Source organism: Kribbella sp. NPDC054772 (assembly GCF_053611945.1).
This window is the reverse complement of sequence record NZ_JBSHBJ010000008.1, coordinates 269,863-289,483: the sequence shown is the minus strand read 5'-3', so window position 1 is coordinate 289,483 and position 19,621 is coordinate 269,863. Positions and strand designations below refer to the sequence as shown.

Here is a 19,621-nt window from a genome sequence, read left to right as displayed (position 1 = left end):
TGGCCATCCGTCAGCCCTCCTTAGGTCCAGGCAGCGTCTACCGCCGCTCGGTGAGATCAGGATGCCTGCCCGCCAGGCACCCCGCAACGTATTTATCGGAACTGCGATCGCGCGGTCGGCCGGAGCCGCAGTTCCTGCGCTGGCTTCGCCGACCGGCAGACCAGTTCGGGCAGCACCCGCTGCTGCCACACCCTCGACGCCGCGAGCAGCCGGCGATGCTCGTCGTACGCCGTGTCGTCGGTGAACCGCGCGAACCAGGCGAGCACCACCTCGTCCCGCAACGGCAACTGTGGAAAGTTGTTCTCGGCAACCAGACTCTCGAACACCGCGACCGGCTCGGCGCCGGTCCCGGCCAGCACCGGAGCGACCTGATCGGTGAAGAACTCGACAAACCCGTCGTCCTCCGCGCCCCGGTGATAGACAGCACCCGCGACCACCGAGTCCGCCGGCTCGTCCTTCCGCACCACGTCGAGCGCCGGGTACGCCGTACCGAGCCGGACCGGCCTGAGCAACAGTGCATTGTCCGAGTCGATCATCGTCGCGTTCGCGGCCGCGGAGTGCGCGTGCCAGATCGGGCCGTAGTAGAAGGCGTTCAGTGCGTCCGCCCGCGCGGGCAGATCACGGAAGCCGCGCAGCCAGACGAACCGGTCCGGGTGATCGAGGTCACGGAACTGACCGGCGATGTGCATCCCGGTCTGTTCCTGTCCCTCGACGAAGTACGTGTCGAAGAGGTCGATCAGGGTGTCCCGTCGCCCGGGGTGCAGCGTGTACTGGCGCAAATCGACGGCGGCGCAGCATTCGTTCATACGCGTCAGCGAACCATCGAAACCTGACAGTTACTGTCAGGCGACAGTCGTTTCAAACACTCGTAACAGCCCGGTACTTGAAAGCTCTGGCCGAGTTTGGTCTGGTGGAACCAGTGGTTGAGCCCCCTGCCACCAGACTTCCACGACGACACGACGAGGTATCTCCCGTGACGATCGCAGCTGCCGAAGAGAAGCAAACCATTGCCGATGCCACCCACGACCTGCTGCTGGAGGCGGACAGCGTCCCGGATCCCCGCCACCAGGCGTGCCTCGACGAGGTCGTGCTGCTGAACGCTCCGGTGGCGAGGTCGATCGCCTCCCGCTACCGCAGCAAGGGAGTGGACGCCGACGACCTCGAGCAGGTCGCGTACCTGGGTCTGGTGAAGGCGGCCAACGGCTACCGCCTGGACGCCTCGACCGCTTTCCTGTCGTACGCCGTACCGACGATCCGCGGTGAGCTGAAGCGGTACTTCCGCGACTGCGCCTGGACGATCCGGCCGCCGCGCCGGGTCCAGGAGATGCAGGGCAACATCGCCGCGGCCGAGCCGGAGCTGATCCAGCGGCTCGGGCACGTGCCGACCGACGCGGAGACCGCCGCGGCGCTCGGCACCGACCCGTCCGAGGTGGCCGAGGCCACCTCGGTGCGCGGCTGTTTCAGCACGCTGTCACTGGACGCCCCGGGCGCGACGGAAGCCGGCACCAGCCTGCTCGACACGGTCGCGGACGCCGAGAACGGCTACGACCTGGTCGAGGACGTGCACACCCTCACCCCGGCGGTCGCGAACCTCGGCGACCGGGACAAGCGGATCCTCCACCTGCGGTTCTGCAGCGGTTTCACCCAGGAGGAGATCGGCAACGAGCTCGGGGTCAGCCAGATGCAGGTGTCCCGGCTGCTCCGCGGGATCCTGGAGAAGCTGCGCTCCGAACTGGCCAGTCAGGTACCGAAGAACGGGTAGTGGTGGTCCGCACGGGACCGAGATGAGCCGGCGGGCGCCGCGCAAGCCGACCTTTACCCGCTGGTCGGTACGGTAGCGTCGCTTGCGTGGACTTCGACGAGGCGGCGGACACGCTCTACGCGGCGCCGGCCGCCGAGTTCATTGCCACCCGCAATGAGCTGGCCAAGCAGCTGAAGGCCGACGGCGACCCGCTCGGGTCGACCCGGCTGAAGGCGCTGCGCAAGCCGACGGTCGCTGCCTGGGCCACCAACCTGGTGTCCCGCAAGCTCCCGGACGAGCTCGACGACCTGCTCGCGCTCGGTGACGAGTTCCGCGAGGCGACCGCCGACCTCGACGGCGACCGGCTGCGCGACCTGACGCCCAAGCGCCACAAACTCCTGGACACGTTGGCCAAGCAGGCGGCCAAGTTGGCCGGGGACGAGGGCCAGAAGATCAGCCCGGACGTCGGCCAGAAGCTCCGCGAGACCCTCGACGCCGCGCTGGTGGATCCGGCCGCCGGCGACGCGGTGCGGGAAGGCCGGTTGAGCAGTGCGCTGCGGCACGTCGGCTTCGGCGTCATCGACGAGAACGGCGAACCGTCCAATGTCACGCCGCTCACCGACGAACGCCGCCAGGCAGCGCGCGATCGCCGCAAGGCGCAGCAGCAGACCGAGACGGACACCGCCAAGGAGAAGCACGACGCGGCCGCCCGTGAGCAGGAGGAACACGAGGCCGCCGAGCGCGCCAAGGCCAAGCAGGCCCTCGAGGACGCGGTCGCCGCGGCCCAGGAGGCCGAGGCCAAGGTCGAGGATCTCGACACCCAACTCGACAACGCCCGCGAAGCGCTCTCCGAGGCCCAGGCTCTGGTCCACCGCCTCGGCTCCGAACTCGACGAAGCCCGCCGCACCGCCCGCGACGCCCAGAAGGAGAGCCGCGAGGCCCGCAAGCGGTACAACCGCCTCTGACTCGACCGATTAGGGTCTATCGCCGTGGGTGGACTTCTGCTGGGCGGCGTCGTCGTGTTGGGGGCTTCGGTCCAGTGGATGACCGGGATGGGTTTCGCCCTGGTGGCGGTGCCGGCATTGGTGCTGGTGCTCGGGGCGCAGGACGGTGTCGCGCTGGCCAACTGTGCGGCCGGAGTGATCTCGCTGGCCGGTCTGTCGGAGGGCTGGCGGCGGGTTCGGCTGCGCTCGATGGTGCCGTTGATCGTCGCCGCGGCGTGCACGGTGCCGGTCGGCGGCTGGTTCGCGCGGCGGCTGCCCGAGCCCGTTCTCCTGGTCACGATGGGTGCCTTGGTGACGGTGGCCGTACTGCTCCTGCTTCGCGGGCTGCGGCTCCGCGCGCTGAGTGGTGTCGGCGGAGCCGTGGGCGCCGGCGCGGTCGGCGGTTTCATGAACGCGGCAGCGGGCCTCGGCGGACCGCCGGTCTCGCTGTACGCCGTGAACGCGGGCTGGACAATGCGCGAGTTCGTCCCGAACGCACTGTTCTACGGCACCATCGTCAACGTCTTCTCGGTGGCCGCGGGCGGACTGCCTGACCTCAGCTCGGTCCAGTGGGTCGTCGCAGCGACCGGACTGGCGATCGGGGCGGTGGCCGGGCGCACGCTGGCCGGGCGGGTGTCCGAGCCGCGGGCGCGGTTGCTCGTGCTGATGCTGGCACTGGTCGGCGGGGCGACCACGGTGCTCAAAGGCGTGTGGGGCCTTCTCCCGGCGTAGGCAGCAGGTACCGGCTGGGATTCGCCGGGGCGCCGGCGTCGAGCCAGCGGTGGAAGCCATCCGGGTTGCGTCGTTCGAACTCGTCGAGGCAGATCCGCCGTACCTCGGCAACTGCCTGGCGGTCTCGGAGCCCGGCGTCGTGGGCGAGCTGCGTCACCGTCTCCGACCAGACGCCGCAGAGTTCCTCGATGCTGAGCGGGCACTGCAGCGATGCGATCAGCTGCTCGTCCTCAACCAGCTGAGTCTCGGACCACCGGCTCAGCCTGTGTTCCTTGCGGGCCGCCCGCCGCGACGGCCGATCGGGTACGGCGAGGTCGATCAGCACGAACAATGCGGCCAGGACCAGCGCCGCAGTCACACCGAGTCCACCCCAGGCGAGCAGTCGAACCAGCCCGGGCAGGGCCAGCACCCCGGCCGCTGCCGTCGCCGCGACCAGCACCGCCGAGCCGTACGGCGCGTCGTCCGTCACGTGCCGGACCACCGCCGCCAGCGGCCAGACCAGCGCGAACACCACGGCAAGCAGGATCGCAGCGGCCACCGGACCGAGCAGCAGAACACCGGCGAGCGCCCCGGCGGTCCCGACCCCGAGACCGGCCGCGAGCCCCATCCGCCGTAGCACCCCGGACTGCCGCATCACTCACTCACCGTCACCCAGCACACCCCACAGAGTCCCTCCCCCGAAGAACGAACAACACCTGAGCACGGTTCCCCAGCCGGCTCCCGCGCAATCCACCGCGTCATCCGCTGGCGTGTTCACGGTGTGGTCGGCGCTGTGGTCCGGACCGTCTTCGCGGATGATGTATCAGATGAGGACCTTCGCCGAACGCGTCCGCGGCCTCGCCCCGGCCCCGTGGGAGCACGACGCAGAGCTGCTCCGCGGCCTGTTCGACGCTCAGCTCGGCAGCCGGCACGCGGACCTCGCCGCCCGCTGGATGCAGTCCCAGGGCACCGGCTTCTACACGATCGGTTCGGCCGGTCACGAGGGCAACGCGGCCGTCGCCGCCGCCCTGGAGCCGACCGACCCGGCGCTGCTGCACTACCGCTCCGGCGCCTTCTACCTGACCAGGGCCGCCCAGTGCGGCTCCAAGGACGGCCTGCGGGACATCCTGCTCGGCGTCGCGGCAGCGACCAGCGAGCCGATCGCGGGCGGCCGGCACAAGGTGTTCGGCCGCGCCGAGCTGGCCGTCATCCCGCAGACGTCGACGATCGCGTCGCACCTGCCGCGGGCGATGGGCGTCGCGTTCTCACTCGCCCGGGCGGCGAAGCTCGGCGTACCGTCGCCGTGGCCGGACGACGCGATCGTCGTGACCAGCTTCGGGGACGCGTCCGCGAACCACTCGACCGCGACCGGCGCGATCAACGCCGCGCTGCACGCGTCGTACCAGGGGCTGCCGATGCCGTTGCTGCTGGTCTGCGAGGACAACGGGATCGGGATCAGCGTGCGCACCCCGGACGGCTGGATCCGGCAGGCCTACGGATCGCGCCCCGGCCTGCGGTACTTCGACGCGGACGGCACCGACCTGGACGCGGCCCTGTCGATGGCGACCGAGGCGGCGACGTTCGTCCGGCGGAACCGGCGGCCGGCGTTCCTGCGGCTGCGGACCGTACGGCTGCTCGGCCACGCGGGTTCGGACGTCGAGACGGCGTACCGATCGCCCGCCGAGCTGGCCGCGGACGAGGAGCGCGACCCGCTGATCGGGACGGCGCGGTACCTGCTCGGCGCCGGCTACACCGCCGACGAGATCATCGAGCTCTACGAGGACAAGCACGCCGAGGCGCTCCGGATCGCGGCCGAGGTCGCCGGCCTCCCCCAGCTCACCTCGGCCGAGGCCGTCGCCGCGCCTTTGCGCTTCCCGGCACCGGAGGCGGTCGCCGACGCGTTGCCGCAGCGCACCGCGTCCACGGAGCTCCTGACGCTCAGCCAATCCATCAACCGCGCCCTGAGTGACGTACTGGCGTCCTACCCGGAGGCGATGGTCTTCGGCGAGGACGTCGGCCGCAAGGGCGGTGTGTACGGCGTGACGCGCGGACTGCAGAAGGCGTTCGGACCGGCGCGGGTGTTCGACACCCTGCTGGACGAGCAGTCGATCCTCGGACTCGGGCTCGGCGCGGGGGTCTCCGGGCTGCTGCCGATCCCGGAGATCCAGTACCTCGCCTACCTGCACAACGCCGAGGACCAGCTCCGCGGCGAGGCGGCGTCGCTGAAGTTCTTCTCGCAGGAGCAGTACGCGAACCCGATGGTCCTGCGGATCGCCGGGTACGGGTACCAGAAGGGCTTCGGCGGCCACTTCCACAACGACGACGCGATTGGCGTACTGCGGGACATCCCGGGCGTCGTCATCGCATCTCCGTCCCGACCGGACGACGCGGCCGCGATGCTGCATGCGTGCACGGCCGCAGCGCGCTCGTCCGGGACGGTCAGCGTGTTCCTCGAGCCGATCGCGCTCTACCACCGGCGTGACCTGTACGAAGACGGTGACGAGCAGTGGCTGGCGCCGTACCCCTCCGAGGCGGTGCCCATCGGGCGGGGCCGGACGTACGGCGACGGCGATGCGCTGACGATCGTCACGTTCGGGAACGGCGTACCGATGAGTCTTCGGGTGGCGGCGCGCGTCCCCGGGGTGCGGGTGCTCGACCTGCGCTGGTTGGCGCCGTTGCCGGTCGAGGATCTGTTGCGCGAGGCAACCGCTACCGGACGGGTGCTGGTCGCCGACGAGACCCGGAAGTCCGGTGGGGTGTCCGAGGGCATCCTCGCCACGCTGATCGACCACGGGTACGCCGGGCGGCTGGCGCGGGTGACGAGCTACGACTCGTACGTCCCGCTCGGCGCGGCCGCGCACGAGGTCCTGCTCGACGAGCAGACCATCGAGCGCGCGGCCCGCGAACTGCTCAGCTGAACAGCCGCTGCCAGATCGACTTCTTCCGGGCCGGCCGGTGCTGCTCGGACTGCTGCGCACGGGGCTCGCGCGCGGGGCGGTCCATCCGCCACTGGGCGATGACCACTTCCTCGTTCACCGGGCCGGTCGGCACGACGGGGCCAGTGGTGTCGCGGATGCTGACCCGGATCCGCTTGTTCAGATCCGACAGGTACTCGCGGACCTCGGACTCGCGCCGCATGCCACGGACCTTCTCGTGGACGTGCTCCTTCTCCTTGCGGAGCTGGACCGCCGGCGGCAGCAACGCCTCGGTCTCGACGTCCTCGCGGCGGATGAAGTCCTTGACCCACCAGTCGGGGTCGTGCTGGTCGGCGAGCTTCAGTGGTTTGCCGGCGCCGGGCAGGTTCTCGAATTCGCCCTGGTTCTGGGCCAGCTTGATCTGCGACTCGACCCATTCCTGGTTGCTCATACCCGGCGGTCTGCGCTTGGTCATGGCCACACCTCGTCTGTCGTCGTCGACAGTAGCTTCGGAGGAACATCCTACTAGCTTGTGAATGCAATCACAAGGCATACTCGAAGACGTGCGACTGACCGACGAAGAGATCGCGGCGATGACGCCGGCCGAGCGGCGGGAGCTGATCCTGCGGCTTGCCCCGCGACCGGGCGGCTTGCCGTCCCGGCAGACGATCGAGCGGATCCGCAAGTGGCGGACCGTGCTGATCCTGGTGTGTGTGGCGGTCCTGGTCCCGTGGACGGTGTACCTGGCGATCACCCTGCCCAACCACTACGTCGCCCGGAACTGGGTCGCGACCTGGGTCGGGTTCGACATCCTGCTGCTCACGATGCTGGTGCTGACCGCGATCGGCGGCTGGAAACGCAAGCAGTTCGTGTTCCCGACCGCGTTCGCGTCCGGCGTCCTGCTGCTCTGCGACGCCTGGGTCGACGTGATGACCAGCCAGCGCGGCGGCGACCTCACCCAGGCGCTGCTCAGCGCGCTCCTGGTCGAGCTCCCGCTGGCGTTCGTGCTGATCGCCGGCCCGCTGCGCCTGCTGCGGATCATCGCGATCCGGCACGGCATGGTGCACCCCGACTCGCACCTGTGGCGGATGCCGATCCCGATCCCGGACCTCTACTCCGACCACAAGGTGCCGCCCGCGATCTAAGGTGGCCATCCATGACCAACGGGGCTGTCAGGCTGACAAGGACTGAGGAGAGGATGCCGCATGGCCGGTGAGGTGCTGTCCGTTGTCGGTGGCGAGCGGGTCGCGGAGACGGTACGGCGTACCGCGTCGACCAATCCCGCGCGGCTGAGTGAGGTCGTCGGGACGATCGGGAGCGCCGGGCCGGAGGTGTTCGTCCGGGCGGCCGCGGCGGCGCACGCCGCGCAGCCGGCCTGGGCCGCGACGCCGGCGCCGCAGCGCGGTCAGGTGATCTCGAACGTCGGCCGGCTGATGACCGCCAACAAGGAACGGCTCGCCGCGCTGGTCACCCGGGAGATCGGGAAGCCGCTCGCCGAGGCGCTCGGCGAGGTGCAGGAGATCATCGACACCTGCGACTTCTTCCTCGGCGAGGGTCGCCGGCTGTACGGGCAGACGGTGCCGTCGGAAATGCCGGACAAGCAGTTGTTCACGTTCCGGCGCCCGGTCGGAACGGTTTCCGTGATCACCGCCGGAAACTTTCCGGTCGCCGTTCCGTCCTGGTACATCGTGCCGGCGCTGCTGTGCGGAAACACAGTGGTCTGGAAACCGGCGGAGTACTCCGCGGTCGTTTCCGACGCGTTCTACGAGATCTTCGCGCATTCCGGCGTACCGGCCGGGGTGTTCAACGTGGTGTACGCCGACGGGCCGGACACGTTCACGGGTCTCGAGCAGGCGTTGGAGGCGGGTCTGATCAACAAGGTCGGATTCACCGGGTCGAGTGCGGTCGGGACGCGGATCGGTGAGCTGTGCGGCCGGCACCTGCAGAACCCCTGCCTCGAGCTCGGCGGCAAGAACCCGATGGTGATCACCGAGGACGCGGACCTGGACCTGGCCGTCGAAGGCGCCCTGTTCTCCGGCTTCGGTACGGCGGGCCAGCGCTGCACGTCCCTCGGGACGGCGATCGTGCACCGGTCCGTGTACGACGAGTTCCTCGACCGTTTCGCCCGCGCCACCGCGGCGGCGGCGATGGGCGACCCGACCGAGGACGTGCTGCTCGGGCCGTTGCTGGACGAGAAGTTCGCGGCCGGCTTCGAGAAGACCCTGGGCTGGATCAGCGCGCACCACCGGGTGATCGGCGCGACCGGGCGGGTCACGGCGGACAACCCACGCGCCGGGTTCGTCGGTGATCCGGCCGCCGGGCTCTTCTACCACCCGGTGATCGTGGCCGGGGTCCGGCCGGATGACGAGCTGTTCCTGAACGAGACCTTCGGTCCGATCGTCGGCGTCACGGCGTACTCCGAGCTGGACGAAGCGATTGCGCTGGGCAACAAGTCGGGGTACGGGCTGTCGAGTTCGATCTACACCACGGATCCGAACAAGGCGTTCCGGTTCGCGCAGGGGATCTCAGCGGGAATGGTCAGCGTCAACAACTCGACGTCCGGGGCGGAGGCGCATCTGCCGTTCGGCGGGAACGGGAAGTCCGGCAACGGCTCGCGGCAGAGCGGGATGTGGGTGCTGGACCAGTTCACCCGCTGGCAGTCGCTGAACTGGGACTACTCGGGCAAGCTCCAGAAGGCCCAGATGGACACCGAGACCGTGGAGGCCGACTTCTTGTTCCAGCTGCCCTGATGGCGACGCCGGTCCCGGAAACCGCCGATGTGGTGATCATCGGCGGCGGCGTGATGGGCACGAGCATCGCCTTCCACCTGGCCGAGGCCGGAGTGCGGGACGTCGTCCTGCTGGAGATGAACGAACTCGGCTCGGGCTCGACCTGCAAGGCGGCCGGCGGCGTCCGCGCGAACTTCTCCGACGCGGTGAACATCGCGCTGGGCGCTCGCAGTCTGGAGGCGTTCGCGCGGTTCGGCGAGCGGCCCGGGCAGGAGATCGATCTGCATCGGGTCGGGTATCTGTTTCTCCTGGAGACTGCCGAGCAGGTCGAGCACTTCCGCGAGAGCACCGAGCTGCAGAATCGGCTGCAAGAAACTGGCGGGCTACCTACGCGGATGATTTCCGTCGACGAGGCCGTCGCGCTCGCGCCGATCGTCGTACCGGACGGGCTGGTCGGTGCGTGCTTCTCGCCGACCGCGGGGCATTGCACGCCGGAGTCCGTCGTACTCGGGTATGCGTCGGCGTCGCGGCGGCTGGGCGCATCGCTGGTCACCGGTTGCGAGGTTCTCGGGATCGATGCTGCGGGCAACCAGGTGACCGGCGTGCGGACTAGCCGTGGCGTGGTTCGGACCCGAACGGTCATCTGTGCGGCGGGGGCCTGGTCGGCGGAGCTTGCGGCGATGGTCGGGGTCAAGCTGCCGGTCGTCCCGCTGCGGCGGCAGATCGCCGTGACCGAGGCGATCGCGAGTCTGCCGGACATGCTGCCGATGACGATCGACTTCACGAGCACGTTCTACTTCCATCGCGAGGGGCCTGGGTTGCTCGTCGGGATGTCGGACCCGGATGAGGTGCCCGGGTTCCACCTGGGTCGGACCGATGCGTGGATCCCCCGGCTCACCGAGGCGATGGCACGGCGGGCGCCCGCGCTGCTCGATGTCGGGCTGACGGGTGGCTGGGCCGGGTTGTACGAGGTGACACCTGATCACAACGCATTGATCGGCGAGGCTGACGGAACCTCGCGATTCCTTTATGCGACAGGGTTTTCGGGACACGGTTTCCTGCAAGGGCCAGCGGTCGGCGAGGTGATCCGCGACCTGTACCTGGGCCGTACTCCGATCGTCGACGTCAGCCCGCTCGACGCGCGCCGGTTCCAGTCGGGCAGCCGAGCTGAACGGAACATCGTCTGATGACAGCTCTGTTGACGCGCTCGGACATCCTGCGGTCCCTCCACGTGCCCGACGTACTGGAGTCTCTGCGCAGCGGTTTCCTGCAGTCGGCCGAGGTCGAGCCGTTGCGCATCCGCACCGACCTTCCAGGACCCGGTACGGCGACTGCGCTGTTGCCCGGGTTGATTCCGGGCATTCCGGCGTACACGGTGAAGGTCAACGCGAAGTTCCCCGGTGCGACGCCGGCGCTGCGCGGTGTGGTCTGCCTTCACGACCTGACCGACGGCACGCTCCTCGCGCTCCTGGACAGCGCCACCATCACCGCCTGGCGCACCGGTCTGGCCGCGGCCTTGGCCACAGACGCCTTGGCCCGACCAACTAGCGCGACCTGGGGAGGATCCTGCGCCCAGATCGGGCACAAGATCCTCCCCAGCTCGGGTCAGGCAGTTGGAGTGGTGGGCGCTGGGGCGCAGGCCGCGATGACGTTGGCGGGCATTGCTGCGTTACGACCCATCGATCGTCTCGTCGTGCATGACCTGGATCCAGGGCGGGCCGCGGATTTCCTTGATAAGCAAGGGATTCCGGGAGAGGTGGTGAACACTCCGCGGGAGGTGGCTGCGGCGGCGGATGTCGTGGTGCTGGCGACGTGGTCCCGGGCACCGTTGCTCACTGCGGCTGATCTTCGGCCGGGGCTGCATCTCACGACGTTGGGCGCGGACGAGCCGGGGAAGGTGGAACTGTCGCGGGATCTGCTGGAGGCCTCGCGAGTCGTCGTGGACGATCGGGCGCTCGCCGTACAGATGGGTGCTCTGGGCAACGTTGGACTGACGGCGGACAGGGTTCACACGCTGACCGAGGTGCTGACCGGCGCTGCTGCAGGACGCCGGTCAGCGGAGGAGGTCACCGTGTACGCTCCCGTGGGACTCCCCTGGCAGGATCTCGCCATGGCCTGGCCCCTCCACCAGGCCACGCACGGGCGCACGATCGACTTCCTCAGCTAGATGACGACAGTCTCAGCTAGATGAACAGTCTCAGCTAGATGACGACAGTCTCAGCTAGTTGACGACGGCGCCGGCGGTCAGGTTGATCGCGGTGCCGGTGACGGAGCGGGCCAGGTCCGAGGCCGCGAAGGTCGCGATGGCGCCGACGTCGGCCAGGGTCGCGGCGCGGTTCAGCATCGTCTGGGCCGCGGTGTGCTCGGCGACCTCGCGCCGGAAGTCCTCGGGGTAGGTCTCCGGGTTCGACTCCGGAATACCGTTCGTCTGCAAGGTGATCACGCGGATGCCGTGCGGCCCGAGCTCGCAGGCGAGGCTGCGCCGCAGCGCCTCCACCGCGCCGAACCCGGTCTGGAAACTCCCGAGGTTCGCCGCCGGGTCGCCGTACCCGCCGAAGGTGAGGATGACGCCGGAGCCCTGCTCGACCATGCGCCGGGCGGCGGCGCGGGAGGTGAGGTAGAAGGTGCGCAGCATGTTCCGCACCGGTTCTTCGACGTCCGCGAGGGACATGTCGATCAGCGGCGTCCCGAAGTACTGCTTGTGGCCGATCAGGTTGAACGAGATGTCGATCCGGGCGAGCGTCTCGGCGTGCTGGTCGACCGAGCGTTCGTCGAGCGCGTCGACGACCGCGGTCTCGGCCTTGCCGCCGCTCGCGCGGATCTCGTCCGCGACCCGTTCGAGGGTTTCCGCCGTCCGCCCGGCCAGGTGCACCGTCGCACCTTCGGCGGCGAACGCCTTCGCGACCGCGCCGCCGATCGGGCCGGCCGCGCCGTACACAACTGCCTGTTTGTCGTTGAGCATCATCAGGTGGCCTCCTCGGCCAGTTCGGTGACGAGGTCGTCGAGTTGTTGCATCGACGCGCGGATCCCGCGCTCCATGCCGCCGGCGACGTACAGGTCGCGATCCTCGACCGCGAAGAAGACGGTGTTCTGGGTCAGCGTGGTGACCCCGTCGGCCTCGTCGAAGGTGATCAGATTCAGGTAGACGGTCCCGGGCGCCTGGTCGAATTCGTACGTCTGCACGATCCGCTCCTGCGTCGGTTCCCCGTGGTACAGCCCGTGGAAGACGTAGCCCTTGCCGTCGCCGTCGTAGTGCGTCCAGCGCCAGCGACCGCCGTGCCGCGGGTCGAGCTGGTTCACGATCAGCTCGAGCCCGGCCGGACCCAGCCAGCGCGGCACCAGATCGGGTTCGGTGTACGCGCGGAACAGCAGCTCGCGCGGTGCGTTGAACGTCCGGATGATGACGACTTGCGGTACGCCGGGCTCCGCGATGACCTTCACGACTGCTCCTTCAGGTCGTCGAGCAGATCGTCGAGACGGTCGAAACTCACCACCCAATAGGCCCGGTAGTCCATCAGCCAACCGACGGCCGCACGGAGCGGCTCGGCCTCGAGATGGCTCAGCCGGGCCGTGGCGCGTTGGGACCGGCTGATCAGACCGGCCGCCTCGAGCACCTTCAGGTGCTTGGAGACCGCCGGTTGCGACATGCTGAACGGCGCCGCCAGTTCGGCGACGGTCGCGTCGCCGCGCTGGAGCTGGGTCAGGATCGCCCGCCGGGTCGGGTCCGCGAGGGCCGCGAACACGCCGGTCAACGTGTCTTCATAACCAGATGGTTTCAGAACCATGCGGTTAAGGATGCGGACTGGACCGCCCTGCTGTCAACCGGTCGTCACGGATGCCGCGGCGACTGCCAGTTGTCCGGGTCGCAAAAGGCCGGGTCGATCCCGCGCTGGACGCAGTACTGCCGGAGGAGTTCTTCCCGGGTCGACGGACGACTGCTCGGCCGCGGTTTCTTCGTGGTCGTCGTCGTCCGGGTCGGCTTGGGATCCGGGGTCGATTCGGTCCGCGTGGTGCTCCTGGTCGCGGTCGGCTTCCGGGTCGGCCGTTGGGTCGGCACCTGGGTCGGGGTCGGGTGGGTTGGCACCTGGGTCGGCGTGACGGTCTTCGGCACTCGCGGCGGCGTGACCGTCGGCGACGGTACGTCGGGAGTCGCGGAACTCGTCGCGTCGTCCTGCAGGAACTTCACGGCCGCGGTGTCATCGGAGCCCCCGAACACGCTGATCGAGGACGCAACGACACCCACGACCAGGACAGCCACCGCGGCACCGGCGTACACGACCCGGCGGGACGGAGCGGCGTACTGGCCGAGCGGGCCGCGGACCGGCTTGCCCTTGCCGTCGACCCAGAACACCCAGCCCTCCGGCGCCGGCGGCCAGGACGGATCGGGGCGCCAGGTCTTCGGCGGCACCCAGCTGCGCCGGGGTGGGGTCGGCCAGTTCGGCGGGGCCACGAACCGCTTCAAGGGAACTCCTCCACTCCACCGGGACTCACCCAGGCCAACGACACAGACCAGATGCAGGCTACTTGCGGCGCGGGACCAGTTGCTTTGCGGCTCCGCCCAGTTCCGCGTGTCGGCGTGCTTTTTCGATCAACCCCCACCATCGGAGCCCTTTTAGTCAGGTTAGGCTTACCTAAACCTGACGTCCTTTTCGGAGGAACCATCCGCCATGGCCTTGTCCCGAATCCGGTCCGTCGCGGCCGCCGCGATCGCCGTACTGACGCTCGGCGCCGGCCGCACCGCCTGCGGCCAGGACGACACCCAGAACTCCCCAGCGAGTACCGGTGACACCGCCGGCTTCCCGGTGACGATCGACCACCTGTACGGCTCGACGACGATCAAGGCCAAGCCGGAGCGCGTGGTGACGCTCGGCGGTGGCGATCTGGAGGCCTCGATCGCGCTCGGCGTCGTGCCGGTCGCGGGCGCCGACTGGTTCGGGAACCCGAACCTGCGCGGCTGGGTGAAGTCCGCGCTCGGCGACCGCCCGGCACCGAAACTGATCGACTCCTCGGAGCCGAAGTACGAGGAGATCGCGGCGCTGCGGCCGGACCTGATCGTCTATATCAACAGCGTCAACGACAAGTTGCAGTTCGACACCCTGAACGCGATCGCGCCGACGATCGCGGCGCCGGTCGGGACCAAGAACGTGTACGGCGTCGCGTGGCAGGACCAGGTCCGCGAGATCGCGAAGGCGACCGGAACGACACCTGCGGGCGAGCAGGTCGTGAAGGACACCGAGACTTTGCTGACCGACGCCGCGAAGGCGAACCCGGAGTTCGCCGGGAAGGTCATCACGGCGGGCGTGTACTCGGCGAACAGCCTGAACGCGTGGCTGCCGTCCGACCCGCGGATGCGGCTGCTGACCGCGCTCGGGTTCAAGACCAACCCGCAGATCGACGCGATGGAGAACGGTGACTTCTACGTGAAGATCTCGCCGGAGCTGACCGAGAAGCTGAACGCCGACGTGATCTTCATGGCCGCGCTCGACGGCGCGGGCAAGCTCGATCCGGCCGTCATGAACGACAAGGTGTTCAACGCGCTGCCCGCGGTGCAGGCGAAGCACGTCGCGTATTGGGGCGGTGCGCCGGTGATCAACACCCCGACGCCGAGCGGCGAGTTCTCCAGCGCGATGTCGATCGGCGGTCCGCTCGGCATCAAGTACGCGCTTCCGAAGCTGGTCCCGATGCTGCAGGACGCCCTGGCGGGTAAGGGCTAGAGAACGTCGTCGAGGAGCCGGGTCAGGTCCTCGCCGAACGGGCGGTCGCCATCGATCGGAGGTACGACGTCGTCGACCGCCCGCAGCAGTTCCTGGAGCCCGGGTGGTACCGGGCGCACAGACAGGGCGAAGGCCTGGCGTACGGCGAGCAGCTCGCAGGCGGCCGTACCGCGGGTGAGGCGGATCGCGTCGCCGAGGTTCCCGACCGCTTCCCAGGAGAACGTCTGGACGTCCTCCTGACCGTTCGACGTCTCCGCCGTACTGATTGCTGTGGGCAACGTCAGTCGGCGCAACTGGTGGGCGGTGGCGACCGCGCGTTTGTGTACGGCGACGAGGCCCGCCTGCGGACCAGGCTCGCGCGCGAGCTGCGCGGTCAGCCCGGTCACCGAAGGATCCAGCAGCCTGTGCAGCCGCGCCACCGAGACCTCGGCCGCGTGCGCGAGCGCCGCCGTCAGGTGATCGCAATGCGCGGTCAGGTCGATCCCGTGAAACCCGGCCGTTCCGACAAACTCCCCATCCAGGTACGCCGGTGAGTCGGTGACACCGTTGAACGCCCGCTCGACCGCGTCGTCGAGCTGCTGCAGAGTCCGTCGTACGTGGGCACCCACGTGGCCCGCGACGCGGAACGACACCGGGGCCTGCAGGCTCCGCGGCTCGTCCTCGGGACCTGCCAGCTCGCGCAGCCGCGCCAGTTCGGACGCCAGTACGGCGTCTCCGCGGCCGACCGCCGGACGGTACGGATCCCGGTTCGCCCCAACGACCGCGATCGCCCCCGCAGCGATGGCGCTGAGTGTGTCGGCCAGCCGGTGAACTGTGTGCGCGTGGAGAGCGGCCCGGCCGGTCGCGCCGGGGATGCCGGCCAGCAGCGCGATGCCTTCCTTGGGACCGGGATCCAGCGAGGCGAACGCGTGGGAGAGCGGGATGATCTCGCCGGCCGATCCTGCACCTTCGGCGGGGATGTTCGGGAGCTCACCACTGTTGATCAGGGCAACCAGCGCCTGGATGAGCTCGACCGAGACGGCGGCGTCACCGGTGAGGAAGGTTCGCAACCGGCCGATCAGGACGGCGCGGGCTTCCTCGGGAGGCAGCCACGGCGGGCCGCCGACCGCGCGGCCGCGGAGCAGGTTGCGCTGGTGGACACGCTGCTCGTCCTCGGTGAGGCGGACCTTGCTGAGGTTGCCCATGCCAGTGTTTACGCCGTACACGGGCCGGCCCGACTCGAGCGTACGGAGGGCGGCGGCACGCGTCGCGGCGAGACGGTCGAGGAGCGCGGGTGCGAGCTCGATCGGATCGGGGCTCGCCGGGTCCAGGTCGGCGGGATCCTCGATCATCAGTGGAACCGGAGCATCGTGCCGGCGTCGGCGGCCTCGGCGCGGCGCAGGATCAGGTGCGCGATCGCGACGTCCAGCAGCGAGAGCCCGCGGTGCCAGAAGAGGTTGCGCTCGGCATCGTTCTCGCGGCCGGGTTTGTGGCCCGCGACGATCTCGCCGATCTCGGCGTACAGCGTCTCCGGCGACAGCCACCCGGTGTCCACGTGCCGCCGGAGCGAACCGAAGCGGCCCGACTGCGCCTCCCGCCAGTCGTCCACGACGACCTTGTCCATCACGTCGAGCAGGTCCAGCTCGACCGCGGACACGGTGCCGTACGGTACGACGAAGGCTCCGGGCCGGACCACCGCCGTACGCAGCAGTGGCTCGGGCTCGGTGAGCCGGGTCGCCTCGACGATGACGTCGGCGCCGTCGAAGGCCTCCTCCGCGGTCGCGCACACCCGGATCGGCGTGGACAGTTCGGCGGCGAGGTCAGCGGCGAACTTCTCCCGGGATTCCGGTCGCCGCGACGTCACCCGGATCTCGTCGAGGTCGAGCAGGTCGTCGAGCATCGTCACGTTCCACCACGCCGTACCCCGGGCTCCGGCGTGGGCGAGGATCTTGCTGTCGCGGCGGGCCAGGTGCCGCGCGCCGACCGTCGTCATCGCGCCGGTCCGAGCGGCGGTAATCATCGTCGCGTCGAGAACCGCCAGCGGTACGCCGGTGGTCGGGTCGAACAGCGTCGCCATCGCGAGCTCGCTCGGCAGCCCTCGCTGGTAGTTCGGGACGAAGTCGCCGACCACCTTCACGCCGCTGATCCCGTGCTCACCGAGGCCGTCGAGGTGTCCGCGGAGGATGTTGAAGTGACCGATCCCGCCGTTGTCCGGAGTCAGATGGACCCGCGGCTCGAAACTCGTCCGGCCCTCACCGTGCTCGCGGACCGCGTCCTCGACGGCGTCCACGATCTCCAGCCGGGTCAACCCCAGCGCGTCGATGTCCGGGCCGCTCAGGAAACGCAGCCAGATCCCGTCCGTCACATGGCTCCTTCGGTTGCCGTCGATCGATACTTTAGTTTCACGCCGTGACGCTACGTTCGGGACATGGGGTCGACGACTGGAACACCGGAGCGCACCGTCATCGGGCACTCGACCGGTGACAAGGTGATGCTGTTCGGCGGGCTGCCGCTGGTCGGGCTGGTGCTCGGGTTCTTCCTGCCGCGGATCGCGAACTGGGCCGCCGACCGGCAGTGGGTGCCGTTCCAGGGGCCGCTCAAGCTGATCGCCGCGTGGGACAGCTGGTGGGTCGTGGTGATCTGCGTGCTCGTCGGCCTGGTCGCCGGCGTGGTCCTCGCCGGGATGGCGCTCGACGACACGCTCAAGGTGACGATCACCGACCGGTCGGTCGAGTTCTCGAAGAACCAGAAGACGGTGACGGTGCCGCGGGAAAAGGTCGCGGTCGCGTTCCTGGACGAGAAGGAGATCGTCCTCCAGGACGCCACGTCCCGCGAGCTGGCCCGGGAGAAGCACGACCAGCTGAAGTCCGAGGCCAAGCAGATCCCGGCCGCCTTCCGGGCGCACGGCTACCCGTGGTCGGACGCGGGCGATCCGCACGGGTCCGCGTTCCGCCGCTGGATCGAGGACGACCCGGACCTGCCGCCCGCCGTGAACGCCGTCCTCAAGGTCCGTTCGAAGTCGTTCGACGACGGGGACAAGGGCAAGGCCGACCTGCGCGAGCTGCGCGCCGAGCTGACCAACCTCGGCTACACGGTCAAGGACAGGGACAAGAAGCAGTACTGGCGCGCGTTTTAGGCACCGAGCAGATGCATCACGGCCGCCGCGTACGCCTGCTCGGCGTCGGCGGAGGTGTGGGTGCTGTCGGTCAGGGTGACCTGCCAGCCGTCGGGGGTCGACTCGAGGGATCGGAAATGCGGTCCGAGGAGCGCGCGGAGCTGCTCCTCACGGGGTAACCAGATGACTTCGCGCTGCTCGATGCTGTCCAGCGCCCATTCCGTGGTGCCGTTGAAGCCGATCACCTTGCTGCCCTGGTAGTCGTGCACCTCGACGGTCATGTCGCTCACCACGAACACGTCCTCGTCCATGTCCCGGTCCGGTACGACGAAACGATCTCCGGCACCGGGGCTCCACAGCACCCCGGCCTTGCGCAGTCGTCCGGCCTGCTCGATCGTAATCACCCTTCCATCCTCCCCACGGCGGGCAAACGCCGCAGGTCCGCGCGAGCCGCAGCCACCGAGACACGGCTCGCGCGAAGGACCCTCGGTCAGCGTTCGAGGGACCTGTGGTCAGCGTTCGAGGGACCTCAGGTCAGCGCGAAAGGGGACTGGGGTCAGCGCGCGAGGGCGCTGCGCAACTCCTCGGCGCGGTGGGCGATCCGGTCCCGGCACTCGGTGGTCAGCGGCAGGTCGAGGAGCGCAGACGCCTGCAGGTGACTGAGCGCGAACCGGTCCCGCAGCCGGCGGACGGCGATCGCGCGGTCCGGCGCGGTCCGCAGTACCGCGGCAACCTCGTGGCGACGCTCGAACGCGGACAGGACGCCGTCGTAGATCTCCAGCTGTGTGAACGCGGACCGGTCCGGCTCCGGCGGCATCGCGTGCTCGGACTTGTCACCGGTCCGGATCACCTGCCGCCACAGAGCGGGTACGGCGAGCCGGGCGCGGGTGTAGCGCCGCCGGGTCAGGGGCTGCGCGTAGGTCATGGTCATGAGATATCCCCCTAGTGATCAATCTGTCTTGGCCACCGCGTGCGGTTCCCGCGGTGGGCACTTCTTCCCGGGCGTCGTGAGCGCCTCGAAGTGCCAGGGTTCGTTGTCGTACCGGCGGCACACGCCGTACCGCCAGCCGTTCGTGTTCAGCCACGTCATGGCGGCTGTCGGACCGATGTCCACGGCCTTGCCCTGCACGTGGGCGGAGTACTTCGGCGGCAGCACCCACCGGGTCGCCACCTTGTAGGAGCCGTACTTCTCGACCGCCTCGTCGAGCAGCCGCTGCTGCTTGGTCGCGCTGCGCCGAGCGGATGTGATCCGGATCGTCACGCCGTCCTTCCTCGCCGCCGCGATCGCCTTCTTCAGGCGGGTCCGCAGCTTCGGCGAGAGGCCCTCGATGCTCTCCTCGCGGACCCCCGTCGACGGCTTCTTCGTCGCCTTCTTGGACGGTGTCGTCTTCGGAGTCACCGGCGTCGTGGACGGGGTCTTCGACGGCGTGTGCGTCGGCCGGCTGGTCGGCTCGGGCGTGGTGGTGACGAGGGTGGTCGCCGGCGGTGCCCCCACCGCCGGCGCGCTCACGGTCGACACGACCGGCTCCTTGTCCGCGGCCAGGCCGAGGACCTCACCCACCTGCGCGTGCCACAGCAGCAGCGCACCGACCACCGTCCCGGCCCCCACCACACCGATCACGGACAGCAACTTTGTCCGTACCCCACCGTGCGGGCGTGGCGGGCGGCGGTCGTGACTCATGGGGTACAGCCTTTCTGATCGGGACAGGGCGGCGCATCGGTCCCAGGGACCGT

General features: G+C 69.4%; 22 protein-coding genes. 10 read left to right on the top strand and 12 right to left on the bottom strand.

The genetic code is table 11. The annotated features are described in order from the left end of the window. Positions 1–92: 92 nt before the first annotated feature. A complete protein-coding gene (locus tag ACWGID_RS16650) occupies positions 93–806 on the bottom strand; it encodes an NIPSNAP family protein (RefSeq protein ID WP_452197354.1) in 714 nt (237 codons plus the stop codon). A gap of 167 nt (positions 807–973) precedes the next feature. On the opposite strand from ACWGID_RS16650, the gene ACWGID_RS16645 reads away from it, so the two are divergent. From ACWGID_RS16645 to ACWGID_RS16635, 3 genes are all read left to right on the top strand, one after another. After that, on the top strand, positions 974–1,762 hold the full coding sequence (locus tag ACWGID_RS16645; RefSeq protein ID WP_452197353.1) for a sigma-70 family RNA polymerase sigma factor: 789 nt from the start codon (positions 974–976) through the stop codon (positions 1,760–1,762). 86 nt (positions 1,763–1,848) lie between these two features. After that, positions 1,849–2,706 (top strand): hypothetical protein, encoded by an 858-nt coding sequence (locus ACWGID_RS16640; protein WP_452197352.1) that lies wholly within the window; start codon positions 1,849–1,851, stop codon positions 2,704–2,706. Positions 2,707–2,730: 24 nt separating this feature from the next. Next, the gene (locus ACWGID_RS16635; RefSeq protein WP_452197351.1) at positions 2,731–3,456 is read left to right on the top strand and encodes a TSUP family transporter; all 726 of its coding nucleotides are present in this window, start codon (positions 2,731–2,733) and stop codon (positions 3,454–3,456) included. Here ACWGID_RS16635 and ACWGID_RS16630 read toward each other — a convergent pair. Continuing rightward, a complete protein-coding gene (locus ACWGID_RS16630) occupies positions 3,425–4,090 on the bottom strand; it encodes a hypothetical protein (RefSeq protein ID WP_452197350.1) in 666 nt (221 codons plus the stop codon). The two genes, ACWGID_RS16635 and ACWGID_RS16630, sit on opposite strands and share 32 nt — an antisense overlap. 172 nt (positions 4,091–4,262) lie before the next feature. Here ACWGID_RS16630 and ACWGID_RS16625 point away from each other — a divergent pair, with 172 nt between their 5' ends. Next, the gene (locus ACWGID_RS16625) at positions 4,263–6,353 is read left to right on the top strand and encodes a thiamine pyrophosphate-dependent enzyme (RefSeq protein ID WP_452197349.1); all 2,091 of its coding nucleotides are present in this window, start codon (positions 4,263–4,265) and stop codon (positions 6,351–6,353) included. Here ACWGID_RS16625 and ACWGID_RS16620 read toward each other — a convergent pair. Beyond that, positions 6,346–6,825, bottom strand: coding sequence for a DnaJ family domain-containing protein (locus tag ACWGID_RS16620; RefSeq protein WP_452197348.1), 480 nt, complete (start codon positions 6,823–6,825; stop codon positions 6,346–6,348). The two genes, ACWGID_RS16625 and ACWGID_RS16620, sit on opposite strands and share 8 nt — an antisense overlap. Positions 6,826–6,913: 88 nt before the next feature. Between ACWGID_RS16620 and ACWGID_RS16615 the strand changes: the two genes are divergently transcribed. From ACWGID_RS16615 to ACWGID_RS16600, 4 genes are read left to right on the top strand one after another with little or no spacing between them, the layout of a single operon-like run. Continuing rightward, complete coding sequence (locus tag ACWGID_RS16615) at positions 6,914–7,495, top strand: hypothetical protein (protein WP_452197347.1); 582 nt, start codon at positions 6,914–6,916, stop codon at positions 7,493–7,495. A 60-nt stretch (positions 7,496–7,555) separates the two neighbouring features. Beyond that, positions 7,556–9,100 (top strand): aldehyde dehydrogenase family protein, encoded by a 1,545-nt coding sequence (locus tag ACWGID_RS16610; RefSeq protein WP_452197346.1) that lies wholly within the window; start codon positions 7,556–7,558, stop codon positions 9,098–9,100. Continuing rightward, complete coding sequence (locus ACWGID_RS16605; protein ID WP_452197345.1) at positions 9,100–10,266, top strand: NAD(P)/FAD-dependent oxidoreductase; 1,167 nt, start codon at positions 9,100–9,102, stop codon at positions 10,264–10,266. The genes ACWGID_RS16610 and ACWGID_RS16605 overlap by 1 nt, the downstream gene beginning before the upstream one ends. Beyond that, entirely contained in the window at positions 10,266–11,246 is a 981-nt protein-coding gene (locus ACWGID_RS16600; RefSeq protein ID WP_452197344.1) for an ornithine cyclodeaminase family protein, read from the top strand. Before ACWGID_RS16605 ends, ACWGID_RS16600 begins: the two co-directional genes overlap by 1 nt. Positions 11,247–11,300: 54 nt before the next feature. Here ACWGID_RS16600 and ACWGID_RS16595 read toward each other — a convergent pair whose 3' ends face one another. The 4 genes from ACWGID_RS16595 to ACWGID_RS16580 are packed head-to-tail and all read right to left on the bottom strand — an operon-like array spanning position 11,301 to position 13,541. Further along, a complete protein-coding gene (locus ACWGID_RS16595; protein WP_452197343.1) occupies positions 11,301–12,044 on the bottom strand; it encodes an SDR family NAD(P)-dependent oxidoreductase in 744 nt (247 codons plus the stop codon). Next, the gene (locus tag ACWGID_RS16590; protein ID WP_452197342.1) at positions 12,044–12,520 is read right to left on the bottom strand and encodes an SRPBCC domain-containing protein; all 477 of its coding nucleotides are present in this window, start codon (positions 12,518–12,520) and stop codon (positions 12,044–12,046) included. Before ACWGID_RS16590 ends, ACWGID_RS16595 begins: the two co-directional genes overlap by 1 nt. After that, positions 12,517–12,864: an ArsR/SmtB family transcription factor gene (locus ACWGID_RS16585; protein WP_452197341.1), complete on the bottom strand. Its 348-nt coding sequence runs from the start codon at positions 12,862–12,864 to the stop codon at positions 12,517–12,519. Before ACWGID_RS16585 ends, ACWGID_RS16590 begins: the two co-directional genes overlap by 4 nt. 44 nt (positions 12,865–12,908) lie before the next feature. Next, the gene (locus tag ACWGID_RS16580) at positions 12,909–13,541 is read right to left on the bottom strand and encodes a hypothetical protein (RefSeq protein WP_452197340.1); all 633 of its coding nucleotides are present in this window, start codon (positions 13,539–13,541) and stop codon (positions 12,909–12,911) included. 205 nt (positions 13,542–13,746) lie between these two features. Here ACWGID_RS16580 and ACWGID_RS16575 point away from each other — a divergent pair, with 205 nt between their 5' ends. Next, positions 13,747–14,793, top strand: a complete 1,047-nt coding sequence (locus ACWGID_RS16575; protein WP_452197339.1) for an ABC transporter substrate-binding protein — start codon at positions 13,747–13,749, stop codon at positions 14,791–14,793. Here the strand turns inward: ACWGID_RS16575 and ACWGID_RS16570 are convergent. Next, positions 14,790–16,124, bottom strand: a complete 1,335-nt coding sequence (locus ACWGID_RS16570; protein ID WP_452197338.1) for an aromatic amino acid lyase — start codon at positions 16,122–16,124, stop codon at positions 14,790–14,792. The genes ACWGID_RS16575 and ACWGID_RS16570 overlap by 4 nt on opposite strands. After that, the gene (locus ACWGID_RS16565) at positions 16,124–17,137 is read right to left on the bottom strand and encodes an ornithine cyclodeaminase family protein (protein ID WP_452197337.1); all 1,014 of its coding nucleotides are present in this window, start codon (positions 17,135–17,137) and stop codon (positions 16,124–16,126) included. Before ACWGID_RS16565 ends, ACWGID_RS16570 begins: the two co-directional genes overlap by 1 nt. 63 nt (positions 17,138–17,200) lie before the next feature. On the opposite strand from ACWGID_RS16565, the gene ACWGID_RS16560 reads away from it, so the two are divergent. Further along, positions 17,201–17,908, top strand: a complete 708-nt coding sequence (locus ACWGID_RS16560; protein ID WP_452197336.1) for a YqeB family protein — start codon at positions 17,201–17,203, stop codon at positions 17,906–17,908. On the opposite strand, the gene ACWGID_RS16555 is transcribed toward ACWGID_RS16560, so the two are convergent. From ACWGID_RS16555 to ACWGID_RS16545, 3 genes are all read right to left on the bottom strand, one after another. After that, a complete protein-coding gene (locus ACWGID_RS16555; protein ID WP_452197335.1) occupies positions 17,905–18,291 on the bottom strand; it encodes a pilus assembly protein CpaE in 387 nt (128 codons plus the stop codon). The two genes, ACWGID_RS16560 and ACWGID_RS16555, sit on opposite strands and share 4 nt — an antisense overlap. Before the next feature lie 152 nt (positions 18,292–18,443). Further along, positions 18,444–18,818 carry a hypothetical protein gene (locus ACWGID_RS16550; RefSeq protein ID WP_452197334.1) on the bottom strand — a complete coding sequence of 125 codons (375 nt, stop codon included), beginning with the start codon at positions 18,816–18,818 and terminating at the stop codon, positions 18,444–18,446. Positions 18,819–18,836: 18 nt separating this feature from the next. Then, the gene (locus tag ACWGID_RS16545; RefSeq protein WP_452197333.1) at positions 18,837–19,568 is read right to left on the bottom strand and encodes a M15 family metallopeptidase; all 732 of its coding nucleotides are present in this window, start codon (positions 19,566–19,568) and stop codon (positions 18,837–18,839) included. Positions 19,569–19,621 lie beyond the last annotated feature (53 nt).

What these genes read in the sequence shown, in the direction of transcription:
- ACWGID_RS16570 (WP_452197338.1), bottom strand. Translation starts at nt 16,124, where the DNA reads ATGATCGAGGATCCCGCCGACCTGGACCCGGCGAGCCCCGATCCGATC.
- ACWGID_RS16560 (WP_452197336.1), top strand. Translation starts at nt 17,201, where the DNA reads ATGGGGTCGACGACTGGAACACCGGAGCGCACCGTCATCGGGCACTCG.
- ACWGID_RS16595 (WP_452197343.1), bottom strand. Translation starts at nt 12,044, where the DNA reads ATGATGCTCAACGACAAACAGGCAGTTGTGTACGGCGCGGCCGGCCCG.
- ACWGID_RS16625 (WP_452197349.1), top strand. Translation starts at nt 4,263, where the DNA reads ATGAGGACCTTCGCCGAACGCGTCCGCGGCCTCGCCCCGGCCCCGTGG.
- ACWGID_RS16630 (WP_452197350.1), bottom strand. Translation starts at nt 4,090, where the DNA reads ATGCGGCAGTCCGGGGTGCTACGGCGGATGGGGCTCGCGGCCGGTCTC.
- ACWGID_RS16585 (WP_452197341.1), bottom strand. Translation starts at nt 12,864, where the DNA reads ATGGTTCTGAAACCATCTGGTTATGAAGACACGTTGACCGGCGTGTTC.
- ACWGID_RS16620 (WP_452197348.1), bottom strand. Translation starts at nt 6,825, where the DNA reads ATGACCAAGCGCAGACCGCCGGGTATGAGCAACCAGGAATGGGTCGAG.
- ACWGID_RS16610 (WP_452197346.1), top strand. Translation starts at nt 7,556, where the DNA reads ATGGCCGGTGAGGTGCTGTCCGTTGTCGGTGGCGAGCGGGTCGCGGAG.
- ACWGID_RS16550 (WP_452197334.1), bottom strand. Translation starts at nt 18,818, where the DNA reads ATGACCATGACCTACGCGCAGCCCCTGACCCGGCGGCGCTACACCCGC.
- ACWGID_RS16605 (WP_452197345.1), top strand. Translation starts at nt 9,100, where the DNA reads ATGGCGACGCCGGTCCCGGAAACCGCCGATGTGGTGATCATCGGCGGC.
- ACWGID_RS16650 (WP_452197354.1), bottom strand. Translation starts at nt 806, where the DNA reads ATGAACGAATGCTGCGCCGCCGTCGATTTGCGCCAGTACACGCTGCAC.
- ACWGID_RS16575 (WP_452197339.1), top strand. Translation starts at nt 13,747, where the DNA reads ATGGCCTTGTCCCGAATCCGGTCCGTCGCGGCCGCCGCGATCGCCGTA.
- ACWGID_RS16600 (WP_452197344.1), top strand. Translation starts at nt 10,266, where the DNA reads ATGACAGCTCTGTTGACGCGCTCGGACATCCTGCGGTCCCTCCACGTG.
- ACWGID_RS16545 (WP_452197333.1), bottom strand. Translation starts at nt 19,568, where the DNA reads ATGAGTCACGACCGCCGCCCGCCACGCCCGCACGGTGGGGTACGGACA.